At 68.9% G+C, this 12,652-nt stretch carries 19 protein-coding genes; 18 read left to right on the forward strand and 1 reads right to left on the reverse strand.

Annotated features, from left to right (window positions below; translation table 11 throughout):
* Positions 1-104: 104 nt before the first annotated feature.
* The 9 genes from F4562_RS16650 (at position 105) to F4562_RS16690 (ending at position 5,206) form a co-directional block, all read left to right on the forward strand.
* Complete coding sequence (locus F4562_RS16650; protein ID WP_184547549.1) at positions 105-638, forward strand: WYL domain-containing protein; 534 nt, start codon at positions 105-107, stop codon at positions 636-638.
* A 58-nt stretch (positions 639-696) separates the two neighbouring features.
* Entirely contained in the window at positions 697-1,950 is a 1,254-nt protein-coding gene (locus F4562_RS16655; RefSeq protein WP_184547547.1) for a TIGR03299 family phage/plasmid-derived protein, read from the forward strand.
* 67 nt (positions 1,951-2,017) lie between these two features.
* On the forward strand, positions 2,018-2,197 hold the full coding sequence (locus F4562_RS16660; RefSeq protein ID WP_184547545.1) for a hypothetical protein: 180 nt from the start codon (positions 2,018-2,020) through the stop codon (positions 2,195-2,197).
* Positions 2,198-2,208: 11 nt separating this feature from the next.
* A complete protein-coding gene (locus F4562_RS16665; protein ID WP_184547543.1) occupies positions 2,209-2,433 on the forward strand; it encodes a hypothetical protein in 225 nt (74 codons plus the stop codon).
* 85 nt (positions 2,434-2,518) lie between these two features.
* The gene (locus F4562_RS16670) at positions 2,519-2,761 is read left to right on the forward strand and encodes a hypothetical protein (RefSeq protein ID WP_184547541.1); all 243 of its coding nucleotides are present in this window, start codon (positions 2,519-2,521) and stop codon (positions 2,759-2,761) included.
* On the forward strand, positions 2,758-3,444 hold the full coding sequence (locus tag F4562_RS16675; protein ID WP_184547539.1) for a hypothetical protein: 687 nt from the start codon (positions 2,758-2,760) through the stop codon (positions 3,442-3,444). The genes F4562_RS16670 and F4562_RS16675 overlap by 4 nt, the downstream gene beginning before the upstream one ends.
* Positions 3,441-3,770: a hypothetical protein gene (locus tag F4562_RS16680; protein WP_221207834.1), complete on the forward strand. Its 330-nt coding sequence runs from the start codon at positions 3,441-3,443 to the stop codon at positions 3,768-3,770. Before F4562_RS16675 ends, F4562_RS16680 begins: the two co-directional genes overlap by 4 nt.
* A gap of 332 nt (positions 3,771-4,102) precedes the next feature.
* Positions 4,103-4,927 (forward strand): hypothetical protein, encoded by an 825-nt coding sequence (locus F4562_RS16685; RefSeq protein WP_184547537.1) that lies wholly within the window; start codon positions 4,103-4,105, stop codon positions 4,925-4,927.
* A 21-nt stretch (positions 4,928-4,948) separates the two neighbouring features.
* Entirely contained in the window at positions 4,949-5,206 is a 258-nt protein-coding gene (locus F4562_RS16690) for a hypothetical protein (protein ID WP_184547535.1), read from the forward strand.
* Positions 5,207-5,497: 291 nt separating this feature from the next.
* Here F4562_RS16690 and F4562_RS16695 read toward each other — a convergent pair whose 3' ends face one another.
* Entirely contained in the window at positions 5,498-5,686 is a 189-nt protein-coding gene (locus F4562_RS16695; RefSeq protein WP_184547532.1) for a hypothetical protein, read from the reverse strand.
* A 214-nt stretch (positions 5,687-5,900) separates the two neighbouring features.
* Between F4562_RS16695 and F4562_RS36660 the strand changes: the two genes are divergently transcribed.
* The 9 genes from F4562_RS36660 to F4562_RS16740 all read left to right on the forward strand — a co-directional run bounded on the left by F4562_RS36660 (position 5,901) and on the right by F4562_RS16740 (position 12,649).
* Entirely contained in the window at positions 5,901-6,176 is a 276-nt protein-coding gene (locus tag F4562_RS36660) for an HNH endonuclease (RefSeq protein ID WP_184547530.1), read from the forward strand.
* 117 nt (positions 6,177-6,293) lie between these two features.
* Positions 6,294-6,722: a terminase small subunit gene (locus F4562_RS16705; RefSeq protein WP_221207833.1), complete on the forward strand. Its 429-nt coding sequence runs from the start codon at positions 6,294-6,296 to the stop codon at positions 6,720-6,722.
* Between the two features lie 91 nt (positions 6,723-6,813).
* Positions 6,814-8,241 carry a terminase large subunit domain-containing protein gene (locus F4562_RS16710; RefSeq protein ID WP_184547529.1) on the forward strand — a complete coding sequence of 476 codons (1,428 nt, stop codon included), beginning with the start codon at positions 6,814-6,816 and terminating at the stop codon, positions 8,239-8,241.
* A gap of 8 nt (positions 8,242-8,249) precedes the next feature.
* Positions 8,250-8,462 (forward strand): hypothetical protein, encoded by a 213-nt coding sequence (locus F4562_RS16715; RefSeq protein WP_184547527.1) that lies wholly within the window; start codon positions 8,250-8,252, stop codon positions 8,460-8,462.
* Positions 8,459-9,655 (forward strand): phage portal protein, encoded by a 1,197-nt coding sequence (locus F4562_RS16720; RefSeq protein ID WP_184547525.1) that lies wholly within the window; start codon positions 8,459-8,461, stop codon positions 9,653-9,655. Before F4562_RS16715 ends, F4562_RS16720 begins: the two co-directional genes overlap by 4 nt.
* Positions 9,656-10,348, forward strand: coding sequence for an HK97 family phage prohead protease (locus F4562_RS16725; RefSeq protein ID WP_184547523.1), 693 nt, complete (start codon positions 9,656-9,658; stop codon positions 10,346-10,348).
* 125 nt (positions 10,349-10,473) lie between these two features.
* Positions 10,474-11,859 carry a phage major capsid protein gene (locus F4562_RS16730; RefSeq protein ID WP_221207832.1) on the forward strand — a complete coding sequence of 462 codons (1,386 nt, stop codon included), beginning with the start codon at positions 10,474-10,476 and terminating at the stop codon, positions 11,857-11,859.
* A gap of 76 nt (positions 11,860-11,935) precedes the next feature.
* On the forward strand, positions 11,936-12,358 hold the full coding sequence (locus F4562_RS16735; RefSeq protein WP_184547521.1) for a hypothetical protein: 423 nt from the start codon (positions 11,936-11,938) through the stop codon (positions 12,356-12,358).
* Positions 12,359-12,361: 3 nt separating this feature from the next.
* On the forward strand, positions 12,362-12,649 hold the full coding sequence (locus F4562_RS16740; RefSeq protein WP_184547519.1) for a hypothetical protein: 288 nt from the start codon (positions 12,362-12,364) through the stop codon (positions 12,647-12,649).
* Positions 12,650-12,652 lie beyond the last annotated feature (3 nt).

Genomic DNA, 12,652 nt, shown 5'->3' on the forward strand with positions numbered 1-12,652 from the left:
CCATCTCAATCCGCCTAAAAACTTTGTAGTACTCACCTTGACGTCAAAAGGGGATGAGCGCATACTTAGTAGTAGTCAAACCTACAAGGTTTCAAGGAGGCGGGATGTACGGGATCGGGACGCAGGTCCGCTACCACGGCAGCATCGAGCACCTGCACGGTGAGGTGTTCGAGGTCGTCCGCCACTGCTGCGGCGGCACCCGCTACACCCTCGACGGCGTCCACGGCCTCCACCACGTCCGGCACGCCAGCATCACGCCCGCCGAAGACGGCACCGCCTGCGGCCCTGACCTGGAACGGGCCATCGCGTCGGAGCAGCCGGTGATGATCACCTACGTCGCGGCGGACGGCGACTGGACCACCCGCACCATCGAGCCGTACGAGCTGACCCGGACCCGCGCCGGAGACCTGATCGTCCGCGCGATGGACCACCACGCGCGTGCGCCCCGTACCTTCCGCGTTGACCGCATCATCGCCCTCGACGTCATGCCCGGCTCGTTCCACCTGGAGCGCCCGGAAGCCGACCGCGAGGCTGCGGCCCTCGCCCGGATCCGCGCCGAGATCGAGGACATCGACCCGTACGGCTACGGCCGCGACTCCATGCGCTGGACCCCCGACTGCCCCGTCCCCGCCCTCTGACCGCTCCCCGCCGGGCGGCACTCCGCCGCCCGGCTCGACCCCCGAAGGGATCACCACGATGACCATCACCGACGTCAACGCCGCGTTCGCGGCCGAGAAGACCGCCCAGCTCGACGCGCGCCGGGCCGCCCGCGACGCCGCGATCCAGCGCGAGACCGACAAGGCCGCGTGGATCGCGAGCGAGGTCGCCGCCGGGCGCATGACCCAGATCGGCCCCGACCGCTACCGCGTCACCCAGGGCTGGGACGCGGGCGAGACCTTCACCGTCCGCCGCAACCTGCTGGGCCAGATCGCCGAAGTCGTCGCCAACCACGGCCTCGACGTCGCCGAGGACGGCACCGTGGCCCTGTACTCCGCCGTCCCCGCCTGGCACGGCCTCGGCCAGATCATCCCCGGCGGCATCTCCGACATCGACGAGGTGCTCCGCCTCGGGGGAATCGACTGGGAGGTGGCCCGCCGAGAGGTGCGCTACTCGTTCATGCTCGACGACGAGGACCGGCCCACGCTGCGCACCGCGCCCGGCCACCACGTCACGGTTCGAGAGGACACGGGCGAGGCCCTCGGCGTCGTGGGCAACCGCTACGAGGTGATCCAGAACCGCCGCATCTTCGAGTTCCTGGAGGACCTCGTCGAGCAGGGCGTGATCTGGGAGTCCGCCGGAAGCCTGCGGGGCGGGCGCCGGGTCTTCGTGTCCATGAAGGTCCCGGAGAACATCGTGATCGACGCGGGCGGCATCGCCGACGAGGTCACCCTGTTCATCGCCGCGATCAACAGCCACGACGGCAGCAGCAAGGCCGAGACCGTGGTCACCCCGTGGCGGCCCATCTGCGCGAACACCGAGCGGTTCGCCGTGCGCGACGCCGTGACCCGGTGGGGCATCCGGCACACCTCCGGCGCCCTCGACCGGCTGGAGGAGGCCCGCCGCAGCCTCGGCCTGACCCTCAAGTACGGCGAGGCGTGGGCGGCCGAGGAGACCGCACTGGCCCGCACCGCCCTGGAGATCGACGCGTTCCACCAGGTGATCGCGGACCTGTGGCCGTTGGAGGAGGACGCCGCCGACCGCACGCGCACCATCGCCACCCGCCGGACCGAGCACCTCGACGCGATGTTCCGCAGCGAGGGCGAGCGGCTCGGCCGGACCGCGTACGCGGCGGAAAGGTCGATCACCGACTACCTCGACCACGTCGCCCCGCGCCGTCCCGGCAAGTCCATGACCGAGGAGATCGCCCGCGCCACGGCCCTGCTGGAGGGCGCCGACGACGACCTCAAGACCAAGGCGCACAAGCGGCTCATGCTGCTGACCCACCGGTGACCACCTTCCCGGGGCGGCCCGATCGGGGGCCGGGCCGCCCCGCCCACAGCAACGAAGGGAGAACCCGATGACCTCCGAGGAGCACGACGTCCCGGAAGAACTGACCGACCTTGCCGAGATCGTCGCCGGTCAGGGCCGTGTGGACTGGTGCGGGTGCGGCGAGCCGATCACCGAGTACGACGGCGAGTGGCTGCACGTGTACAACCCGGCGCTGACCGGCGCAGACGACCATGACGCACACCCCTGACGGAGTAGCCAATGGAGATCCTTCCCACAGGACTACCGGACACCGGCCCCGACGAGCCCGTGGTGACGTTCGCCATGCTGACCTGCCGCGCCTGCGGTGAACACGGCCCGTGGGTCCGCACCGACGAGCACGAGGACGTCCACGCCTGGGACGTCGAGCACCAGGCGGCGACCGGTCACAGCCACTTCTACCTGTGGACGCTCGGCCGCAACACCGCGCGGATCTTCCGCGTGTGACCCCTGACGCTCGCGGGCCGGACACGCGACCGGGCGCCGAACCCGCCGACTCGCTTCCGGCCCGCCCCTACTCGAAGGGAACCCGATGAACGTCCCGAACACCGACCACACCGGCCACGACATCGCCACCCTGAGCCTCACCGAGGAGACCCCGGACGGCGGCCTGGTCTACCAGTCCTGGAAGGTCTGCGCCTGCCTGCTGCCTCCGCTGCGCGCGACCCTGGGGGAGCCCTTCCACGAGGCCATGGCCAACCGCACGCAGGTCGAGGCCACCGGCCGCGCCGTCCTGTCGGCCGACAGCGGCACGCACCTCGGGGAGGGGATGTGACCACCACCCGCCACCTCGTCATCACCATCGCCCTCGACGGCCGCCGCCTGGCCCTCGGCCACGCGACCGGCGGCCGGCTCGGCGCCGACCTAATCGCCGCCGTCGACCCGGCCCTCGACCCGCGCGCCGAGGCGTGCGGTTGCGACACCCCGCCGAACCTGTCGGACGCCTGCCGGGCCGGCGGCTGCGGGATGTGCATCGGCTACCTGGACAACCAGCCCGTCCCGTGTGACCACGACTGCCACCCCGTCGAGGAGATCGCCCGCCTCAAGCCCGGCCAGGAACCGCCGGACCCCAGCTATCTGGAGACCTGGATGCGCCACTGGCGTGAACGCGCCCTCAAGGCTGAGGCGCGCGTCGCCGGGGCGCACGCCCAGACCGCCGACGCCCGGCGGCGCGAACTCGACGCGGCAACCCGGTGGCGCGACTGCCACACCCACGCCGGGACGATCCTCGAACTCCGGACCCACGTCGACCGGCTCAACGACGTCATGGAGCCGTACGAGCAACTGCGCCTCGGCCTCGTCACCCTGCACTACCAGCTCGGCGAGGCGACCGGCCGCGGCCGGGTCATCGACCTGGCCGCCGTCGGCAAGCGCATCGGCAAGCTGATCGACGCCTGCAACCGCGGACTCGCCAAGGCGACAGAGGTGAGCCGTGCCCGAGAGGAAGGAGAGCGGTGAACCGGGTGGCCGTGCTGACCTTCGGTCGGTACGGCCATAATCCTTGTCGTATCTGCTGCGACAAGGAGATGACGATGGCGCCTGACCCGGATGCCGATTACTGGACCATGGCCGACATCGCCGAATACCTCGGCGTGAAGCTGCGTAGCGTCCATACCTACCGGCTGCGCGGCCAGAAGGGTGAGCCCGGCGGCCTGCCGCAGGAAGACAAGGTGCTTGGCCGGACCCCGGTCTGGAAGCCGGCGACCATCCTCGGATGGGAACGTCCCGGGCAGGGTGCTGGCGGTGGCCGGCCCCGCAAGGACAGAACAGAGGAGACATTGTGAACAGCGAGACCAACCGCGAGACACAGGCCAGAAGCGCCGAAGAGGAGCGTCGGGAACTAAGGGAAGCCGATATCGAGCAGTACATCCATGACCTAGCGGTCAGTGCACCCCCGTTGAGCAGCGAAGACTGTTCTCGTATCGCCCAGCTCCTCTGGCCGGTCGAGGGCGGCGCCAGATAGATCCGGGCATGATGAGGTCATGGATGCCTGGACTGTGGAGGACGCCGCCCTGCTGCACCTGCGATGGGGAGAATTAGTGGGTGGTAAACCTCAATCGCATGCTTTATCCATAAAGCGGTCGCTCTGCCGTGACCCGTCTGGGATGGTAATTTCATGGTCAGCGACTTCCAGCCATACACACTGCACCTTCAGGGCGTCACTGTCGAGGCATACATCCTCGACAAGATCACGCTGCCTTTCGCGCCGCCGTACATCGAGACATCCACGCAGCCGGAGTCCTTCGAGATGTGGTGGAAGTGGCTCACCTATGTCTTCGATCTTTCTGATCCTGCTGGTGCGCCGGTCCTGACCCTTCCGCTGTCGAAAGACGATCAAAGTCTCATTGATCGCTACCTGAGATCAGTAGATGATCTCCTGGAGAGCTCGCTTCTCAACGTTGGCCAAAGCTTCGCGTACAACGTGACGGCTGAGGGAGTGAAGGAGATCCTTGAGAAGGAGTTCCTGAGCCGAGAAGTCAGCCGAGGTGTCACGGTGACCTTCCGCCAACTCCACTCCACTAAGGAAGTTGCGTGCTTCTCCAGGGTCTACAACGTGCTCTACAAGCGCCTCGACGGGCAGCCGCCTCGTGTGCGTGAGGAAGGGCAGCGCATGGTGGCGCAATGGCGTGAGGCGCACAACAAGCTCCAGGGACACTCGCTCCTGCAACTTGTGCGTAAGAAGATGATCGCTCAAGGTGTCATGGGGGGCCAATACAGGCCGTTTGGCTATGAGCTGCCGCCGGAACAGCTCATCTCGTTGTACCAGTATGGCGACCTCATCCACTGGGGTAAGAAGCGGGACGAGCTCGCAGAGGTCGCCGATGATCCGATCCTTGAAGGGTTGTACCGCATTACCTTCATGGAGGTCATGTTGGTTTTCGCGCACATCTATATGGGCTTCGCCAAGGTGATCGAGGCCATGACCCGGCCTCGTTCCTGACCTCTGGGGCATCATGGAGGCGTGAACCTCGCCGACCTGTACGACGCAGTCCCGCTCGTGATCCGGCTCGTGGGCGGATATCACGACGGCGAACGGTGCACCGTTCGCGACCGGACCTGGCCGCCGCGTTGGAGAATGCCCGGGGCGGTGGCACCTGTCCGGTTTACCTCATTCGACTCGTCCCCGGTGGCCGAGGTGCAGCGCTATCCGACGTATGCCTACACCGACTTCGTTAACGACCACGGTGAGCGTGTTTACCGCTATATCGGGCTGTACTGATGTCTGTCGAACGGTGGACGATCGAGGACGCCGTCGCCCTGCTCCATCCGCCGCTCACCGCGGCGGAGGTGCGGGAGATGATCGACCTCCTACACCTCCAGCCGTGCGGCTCCCGCCGGACCGGACGCCGCGGACGTCCGGCCCCGACCTACGACCCGACCGTCCTGCAACACGCCCACGCTGCTGTGATGCGCGCCCGAGTTGACCTTGGACGAATTGAAGCCGCATAATTCGAGCAAGTTCCGCATGTCCAAAGCCCGGCCGGTGAGCCGGGCTTTCGCATGTACGAGGTCAGAGCAGGCCCAGACTCCCAACAATCAGCAGGATGAGCGTCACCGCGCCAGCGAAGGCTACGCCGCCTCTGGTGATCGCGGTGTGGGACTCGGCTCCACTTAGCCGCGCAGAGAACCCGGCGAACTGGGCAACGATGATCCCGATGAGGATGGCCACGAGGACCAGCAGGGCCTTGAGGGGGGTCATGCACTCGACTCGCTTCCGGTGAGGATGGCCGAGTCGAGCAGGCAAGGTGTCCCGAACACGACTCGACCGCATGTGAACAAAGGGCTGCGATCGAATGTGTTGCAGCACCGGACCTCACCGTGCTCCATCACAACTGCTCGTTCAGTAACTTCCGAGCAGTGATCAACATGGTACGCCACGGCCATGGCACCGCGTTCTCGACGCGGGAGGTGGGATGCCACGCAGCAAGGGACGCTCCGGCCGCCCCTACCGTCGTCTCCGTGACCAGGTCCGTGCCGCCTCCCGTGTCTGCTGGATCTGCGGCCACGCCATCGACCTCGCCTTGCCGCCTCGTCACCCGCTGAGCTGGTCTCTCGATCACCTCGTGCCACTGTCCAAGGGTGGTGACCCACTCGACCCGACCAACGCGCGATCCGCTCACTATGGATGCAACAGCGGACGCGGCAACAGGCTGCGCGGACCCAAGCCGACTACCTCGCGACGCTGGTAAGGCTCTGACCTACGAAAACGTTGGTATGTCCGTTTTTGGCTGTGATCATTGGTCGACCCGCGCCCCAGTCTCCCTTTTTCTCCCCCCGGCCTCGGGGGTGCCCGGTCGGAGGTGACCATGCCCCCTCGCCGTCGTCAGCTCGCCGCGGCGCCTGAACCGCCCACGCGGGAGCGGGCGCCGGACCTGCGCGATGCCGTGCGCGCCGCAGTGGACGCGATGGACTGGCTCGCCGACTCCGACCAGGCGATGAAGGCGCTCGCGCTGCGGCAGGCCGAGGAGATCGAGAAGGCGGTCGACCGCGCCGAGGAGCTGGCCGAGCTGCGCCGGGACCTGGCCGGGGACGAGGGCGCGCTGCGGCGGCTGCGGGCGCTGGAGTCGATGTGCGAGGTGACGAAGACCGTCGGGTGGCTCGGTCCTCAGCTCCAAGGCGTGTTGCGTGACCTCGGTGGAACTCCGGCGGCCCGCAAGGCGATGAAGGGTGACAAGCCGATCGGGGGGCGTCTTGCTCAGCTACGCGCCGACGCTGCTGGGGAGCACGACTCCTAGGATCTGGACGCCGCCGCTGGTGACCGGTCCGCCAGGGCCATGCGGATGCGGATGCGCCCTGACACCGGCGACCTCGCGCGGATTCTCTGCGGTGAACTTCGGCCAGGACGTCATCGGTGTCCGGCCGATCCCGTGGCAGCGCTGGCTGCTGATCCACGCGCTGGAGCTGCGGCCCGACGGCCGGTTCCGGTTCCGCACGGTGCTCGTCCTGGTCGCGCGGCAGAACGGCAAGACCACGATCGTCGAGGTCAAGAACCTGTGGAAGATGTTCGTGCTCCAGGTTCCGCTGGTGCTCGGTACCGCGCAGAAGCTGGAGTACTCCGAGGAGTCGTGGAACAACGCGGTCGAGATCGTCAAGGGAACACCGGAACTCGCCGCTGAGATCGAGCACGTCGATCAGACGAATGGCAAGAAGGCTCTGCGGCTGGCCAACGGCTCCCGATGGAAGGTCGCCGCCGCCTCCCGCCGCGGCGGCCGTAGCCTGTCGGCCGACGACGTCAACCTCGACGAGCTGCGCGAGCACCAGACGTGGGACTCCTGGGGCGCGGTCACCAAGACCACGATGGCCCGGCCGAACCCACAGGTGTGGGCCTACACCAACGCGGGTGACGACAAGAGCGTTGTCCTGAACGAGCTGCTGGACGCGGCCCGTCTGATCGCCGACGACCCTGCCCTCGACCCAACGATGGGCCTGTTCGAGTGGTCGGCCCCGGACGAGGTGAAATGCACCTGCGGACGGCCGAGCGGCAAGCACACCGCGGCGTGCCGTCTCCAGGATCGTGCCGCCTGGGCGCAGGCCAACCCGTCGTTGGGCTACACGATCAGCGAGGAGGCCATCGCGTCCGCGCTGGCGACGGACCCGGAGGCGATCTTCCGAACCGAGGTGCTGTGTCAGCGGGTCGAGTCGCTGATCCCGGACTGGTCGGTGATTCCCCAGGACGCCTGGAGCGCGGTCGCCGATCCGGCCTCGAAGCTGGCCGACCCGGTGGCCTTCGCCCTGGACGCGACCCCGGACCGGAGCATGGGCGCGATCGGCGTGGCCGGACGGCGGGCCGACGGCCTGGACCACGTCGAGGTCGTCGAACACCACCCCGGCACGGGGTGGATGGTCGCCCGCACGCTGGAGCTCGTGCGGCGCTGGCGGCCGTGCGCGGTGGTGGTCGACGGCGCCGGCCCGGCCGGAAGCCTGATCGCACCGTTGGAGGCCGCGGGGATGGAGGTGGTCAAGCCCTCGGCGCGCGAATACGCCCAGGCGTGCGGGTCCTTCTATGACGCGGTGGTGCCGCCCGCGAACGCCGCGGAGGACTGGACATCGACGTTGCGCCACCTCGACCAGGCGCCACTGAACGCGGCGCTGGCCGGAGCGGTGAAGCGGGACCTGGCGGACCTGTGGGCCTGGACCCGCCGTGGCGCCAGCGTGGACATCTCCCCGTTGGTCGCGGTGACGCTGGCCCGCTGGGGACACGCGACCCGGGCGCACCTGCTCGACGACACCGACCCCATGAACAACATCTGGTGAGGAGGACGATGGCGCGCTCCTCACTCACGGCGGATCTGGCGGGCGCGGCCGGTACGGCGCTGCGCTGGCTGGCCACGGTGCTGCCTGGCCTGGCCGGTCTGGCGCTGATGGCTTACGGCGCGTGGCTGGCCTGGCCGCCGGCCGGATGGATGACGGCTGGCGGGCTGCTGCTGGTCGACCGGGCGTGGGAGCAGATCCGCACCGATCGGAGCGAGCCGTGAGTCTGCTGTTCGGGACGGCCCGGCGCGCGGCGCCGATCGAGCGCCGGGAGTCGTCCGACCCGCCGATCCCGCCGAACAGTGCGTTGAGCACCAGCTACGCACGGGTGGACCTGCACCGCACTGAAGCCTCGCTTCAGAAGGTCGCGGTCTGGAGTTCCGTCACCCTGCTGGCCGGCACCGCGTCCATGCTGCCGATCGACGTCTACTCGGGCACCGGACCGGACAAGCGCGAGCGGCCCAAGCCTCGGTGGATGAACGACCCGGCCGGGGACGGCACTGGCCTGGAGGACTGGATCTGGCAGCTCATGTATTCCTGGCTGCTGCGTGGCAACGGCATCGGGCTGATCGGTGAACGTGACCCGCGGATGGGCACCGCGACGCAGATTCTCTTGCAGCACCCGGACGAGGTCGCGGCCTGGAAGGACCAGGAGGGCAAGCCCCGGTACCGGATCGACGGCAAGGAGGTCCCAAAGGACCAGGTGTGGCACAAGCGCGTCTACCCGGTGCCCGGTCGGCTGAAGGGCCTGAGCCCGATCGAGCATCACGCGCTGACCATCGGCGTGGGCATCGCAGCGCTGCGCTTCGGAGCCTCCTGGTTCGAGGAAGGCGCGCACCCGAGCGCCATCTTGTCGAGTGACAAGAACCTGGACCAGGAGCAGGCGACGACCGCCAAGCAGCGGTTCATCGCGGCAATCCGTGGCAAGCGCGAGCCCGTCGTACTGGGGGCGGGATGGCAGTACAAGGCCATCCAGATCGCGCCCGGTGAGTCGCAGTTCCTGGAGACCAATCAGTTCACCTCAGCGGAGTGCGCCCGGATCTTCGGGCCGGGCCTGGCCGAAGTCCTGGGTTACGAGTCCGGCGGGAGCATGACCTACTCCAACGTGGAATCCCGATCGCTGCACCTGCTGATCTACGCCCTCGACCCGTGGCTGACCCGGCTGGAGCGGGTGCTGACTGAGCTGCTGCCGCGACCCCAGTACGTGAAGATCAACAGAAACGCCCTGCTGCGCACGGACCTGCTCACCCGCTACCGCGCCTACCAGATCGCGATTCGCAACCGGTTCGGCACGCCTGACGAAGCGAGGGAGCTGGAGGACCGGCCGCCCCTCACCCCTGAGCAGATCACCCAGTTCACCACGCTCCCGCCGGTCGGCGGCTCGGGTGCGTCGGACAGCACCAGCCAGGAGGAGTAGATGAACCTCGCTGAACGCGCGAAGACCGGCGGGCGCGAGCGTCGCGCCTACCCCGTCCAGCTCGAAGTCCGCGGCAAGGCCGGAGCGCTCGTGGAGATCACCGGCTACGCCACGGTGTACGAGCAGACCTACGAGATGTGGGACCCCTTCGGCGCCTATGACGAGGTGGTCCGCGAGGGCGCCGGTACCAAGACCCTCAGCGAGAACCCACAGACGCAGCTCCTGCTCAACCACGGTGGACTGAGCATGGCCTACACCCGCGCCGGGACGCTGCGCCTGGCCGAGGAACCGCAGGGCCTGCACCTGGCGGCCGACGTCAACACCGCCCGCGGCGACATCCGGGACATGGTGCTGGCCATCGAGGACGGCAACGTCGATGAGATGTCGTTCGCGTTCCGGGTGACCCGCCAGCAGTGGAGCCCGGACTACATGCAGCGCGACATCATCGAGTACAGCCTGCACCGCGGCGACGTCTCGGTGGTCAACTTCGGCGCCAACCCGGCCACGTCGGTGGCGCTGCGCGGCCTGGACCTCGACCGGATGGGCGACGAGCAGGCCCGCGCCCTGTATGAGCGGCTTGGCCAGCGGCTCGCGCCTCCCGCCCCGCCTGCCCCGGTCGCTCCCCCCGTACCTGAGACCCAGCGACGCAACCCGCTGTCGCTGTTCGAGGCCGAGGCCGCAGTCCTCGGCTGATCCCGCCTGACCCCTGACGCGCCGGAGCCACGCCGGAGCGTCCTGCGGCATGCCCGCAGGTCGCCACCACCTGGCCACCACCCGGACGGACGACGGCACGACCCATCTCACCGAAGGAGGGCTCCGTGCTGGAGTTCCTGCGCCAGCAGCTCGCGAAGCTGCTGGAGGAGAGGGCCGCGCTGAAGACCGAGCTGGACGCCGTCCTGACGGCTCCCCGGGCTGAGCAGCGCGACCTCAACGACGAAGAGGCCGCCGCGTTCGAGCAGAAGCGCGACGCGATCAAGGCCAAGGACGACGAGATCGAGCAGCGCCGCGAGCGCATCGCCGAGCTGGAGGAGGACGAGCGTCGCGAGGCCCGCGCCGCCGAACTGACCGCCCAGTACGGCCAGACCGGCGAAGCCCGGGAGCGCGCCTCCGGCGTGCAGGTCACCGCCGAGCCGGAGACCTACCGCCGCGGCGGCACGGCCTCCTACTTCCGGGACCTGGTGCGCGCCCAGCTCCACGGCTCCCGCGACGCGATCGAGCGGCTGGCCCGCAACGACCGCGAGGTGAAGGCCGAGCTGGAGAAGAGGGCGCTCAGCACCACCGATGGCGCTGGCGGCGAGTTCGTCCCACCGGCATGGATGATGGACGAGTGGGTGGGCCTGGCCCGCGCCTCGCGGGTGGTGGCCAACCGGCTGCGGTCGATGCCCCTGCCGGCGGGTACCGACTCCATCAACCTGCCGCGCCTGGCGACCGGTACGGCGGTCGCCGAGCAGGCGACGCAGAACACCGCGATCCAGAACACCGACGCCACGACCAACGCCGTGACAGCCGCGGTGGCCACGATCGCCGGTCAGCAGGTCGTCTCGCTCCAGCTCATCGAGCAGAGCCCGATCAACATGGACGATGTCCTCCTGGCGGACCTGGCCGCGGACTACGCCATCAAGGCCGACGTCTTCGTTCTCACGAACAACGCCGCCGGGAAGCGCGGCCTGCTCAACGTGTCCGGCGCCAACGCCGTCACCTACACGGACGCGAGCCCCACGGCGGGCGAGCTGTACGCCAAGGTCGCCGACGCGATCCAGCAGATCCACACCGGCCGGTTCATGCCGCCGGATGTGATCTTCATGCACCCGCGCCGCTGGGCCATGTTGCTGAGCGCGCTGGACTCCGCGGGCCGGCCGCTGGTGACTCCGGCAGCCAATGCGCCGCAGAACGTGATCGCCGCCGTCGGCACGATCAACTCGGAGGGGTTCGTCGGGTCGATGCAGGGTCTGCCCGTCTTCGTGGACCCGAACATCCCGATCAACCTCGGTGCCGCGACCAACGAGGACCGGATCATCGTCGCGCGCAGTTCCGACGTGATCCTGTTCGAGGGCACCCCGCGCAGCGAGACCTTCCGGGAGACGAAGGCTGCCGAGCTGTCCGTGCTGCTGCGCTTCTACAACTACGTGGCGCTGCACAGCGAACGCTACGCGAAGTCGATCAGCGTGATCAGCGGTACGGGTTTGGTTACCCCGACGTTCTAGTAGGCCACCGGACCGGGCGGGGCCGCGTGCTCCGCTCGGCCGATCCCGCACATCCATCTGTTTGGAGGCATCACTCATGGCTGAGATCGACGGCGTGCAGCCGACCCCGGAGAAGGCCGAGGAGCAGCAGGCCGACAGCTCGTGGCCGAAGCCGGGCGAGGAGGGCTACGTCCACCCCGACGGCACCCCGCAGAGCGTGCAGCAGCTCGAAGACAACCGCAGGGCGGCGGCCGACCGGGCGGCGGCGGGCAGCATCGTCCACGGTGCTCCGCTGGCGACCCCGGGGCCGGACGTGCAGGCCGAGCGGGACAAGGCCGTCGAGCGGGCGGAGACCTACGACGGCACGACCACCGAGCAGGCCGAGGAGCACCTGACCGAGTGGATCGAAGAGAAGACCGAGGAGAAGGCCGACGAGGCGGCCGAGGGCGACGGTGAGCAGACCAAGCCCGCAGCTCGCCGGACCCGGGCCACCAAGCCCGCGGACGCCAAGAAGGAGTAGGGCATGCCGGAGCAGGTGCCGGTCCGCTCGGTGCGGACCGGCGGCACCGACTACATCGAGGTGCCCACGCCCGAGGAGGCCCAGGTCGCGGCCCTGCGCCGGGAGCACGCCGGCTACCTGGCGCGCGGCCTGGGCGACCGGGCCGAGCAGGTGGCCGCCGAGCTGCGGCGCCTGGGCGCGGACATCGAGGAGGGGCAGGAGCAGCGGGAGACTCCGCGCGCTCCGGAGCCGGAGAACGCAGCCGAGTCCCGGCCGCTCCAGCGCGCCGCCCGGCGCGGTCGCCGCGAGTAGGCG

It is taken from the genome of Streptosporangium becharense, from assembly GCF_014204985.1.
GTDB classification, from domain to species: Bacteria; Actinomycetota; Actinomycetes; order Streptosporangiales; family Streptosporangiaceae; genus Streptosporangium; species Streptosporangium becharense.

What these genes read in the sequence shown, in the direction of transcription:
- F4562_RS16705 (WP_221207833.1), top strand. Translation starts at nt 6,294, where the DNA reads ATGCCCCCTCGCCGTCGTCAGCTCGCCGCGGCGCCTGAACCGCCCACG.
- F4562_RS16655 (WP_184547547.1), top strand. Translation starts at nt 697, where the DNA reads ATGACCATCACCGACGTCAACGCCGCGTTCGCGGCCGAGAAGACCGCC.
- F4562_RS16725 (WP_184547523.1), top strand. Translation starts at nt 9,656, where the DNA reads ATGAACCTCGCTGAACGCGCGAAGACCGGCGGGCGCGAGCGTCGCGCC.
- F4562_RS36660 (WP_184547530.1), top strand. Translation starts at nt 5,901, where the DNA reads ATGCCACGCAGCAAGGGACGCTCCGGCCGCCCCTACCGTCGTCTCCGT.
- F4562_RS16740 (WP_184547519.1), top strand. Translation starts at nt 12,362, where the DNA reads ATGCCGGAGCAGGTGCCGGTCCGCTCGGTGCGGACCGGCGGCACCGAC.
- F4562_RS16670 (WP_184547541.1), top strand. Translation starts at nt 2,519, where the DNA reads ATGAACGTCCCGAACACCGACCACACCGGCCACGACATCGCCACCCTG.
- F4562_RS16660 (WP_184547545.1), top strand. Translation starts at nt 2,018, where the DNA reads ATGACCTCCGAGGAGCACGACGTCCCGGAAGAACTGACCGACCTTGCC.
- F4562_RS16735 (WP_184547521.1), top strand. Translation starts at nt 11,936, where the DNA reads ATGGCTGAGATCGACGGCGTGCAGCCGACCCCGGAGAAGGCCGAGGAG.
- F4562_RS16695 (WP_184547532.1), bottom strand. Translation starts at nt 5,686, where the DNA reads ATGACCCCCCTCAAGGCCCTGCTGGTCCTCGTGGCCATCCTCATCGGG.
- F4562_RS16715 (WP_184547527.1), top strand. Translation starts at nt 8,250, where the DNA reads ATGGCGCGCTCCTCACTCACGGCGGATCTGGCGGGCGCGGCCGGTACG.
- F4562_RS16665 (WP_184547543.1), top strand. Translation starts at nt 2,209, where the DNA reads ATGGAGATCCTTCCCACAGGACTACCGGACACCGGCCCCGACGAGCCC.
- F4562_RS16685 (WP_184547537.1), top strand. Translation starts at nt 4,103, where the DNA reads ATGGTCAGCGACTTCCAGCCATACACACTGCACCTTCAGGGCGTCACT.
- F4562_RS16650 (WP_184547549.1), top strand. Translation starts at nt 105, where the DNA reads ATGTACGGGATCGGGACGCAGGTCCGCTACCACGGCAGCATCGAGCAC.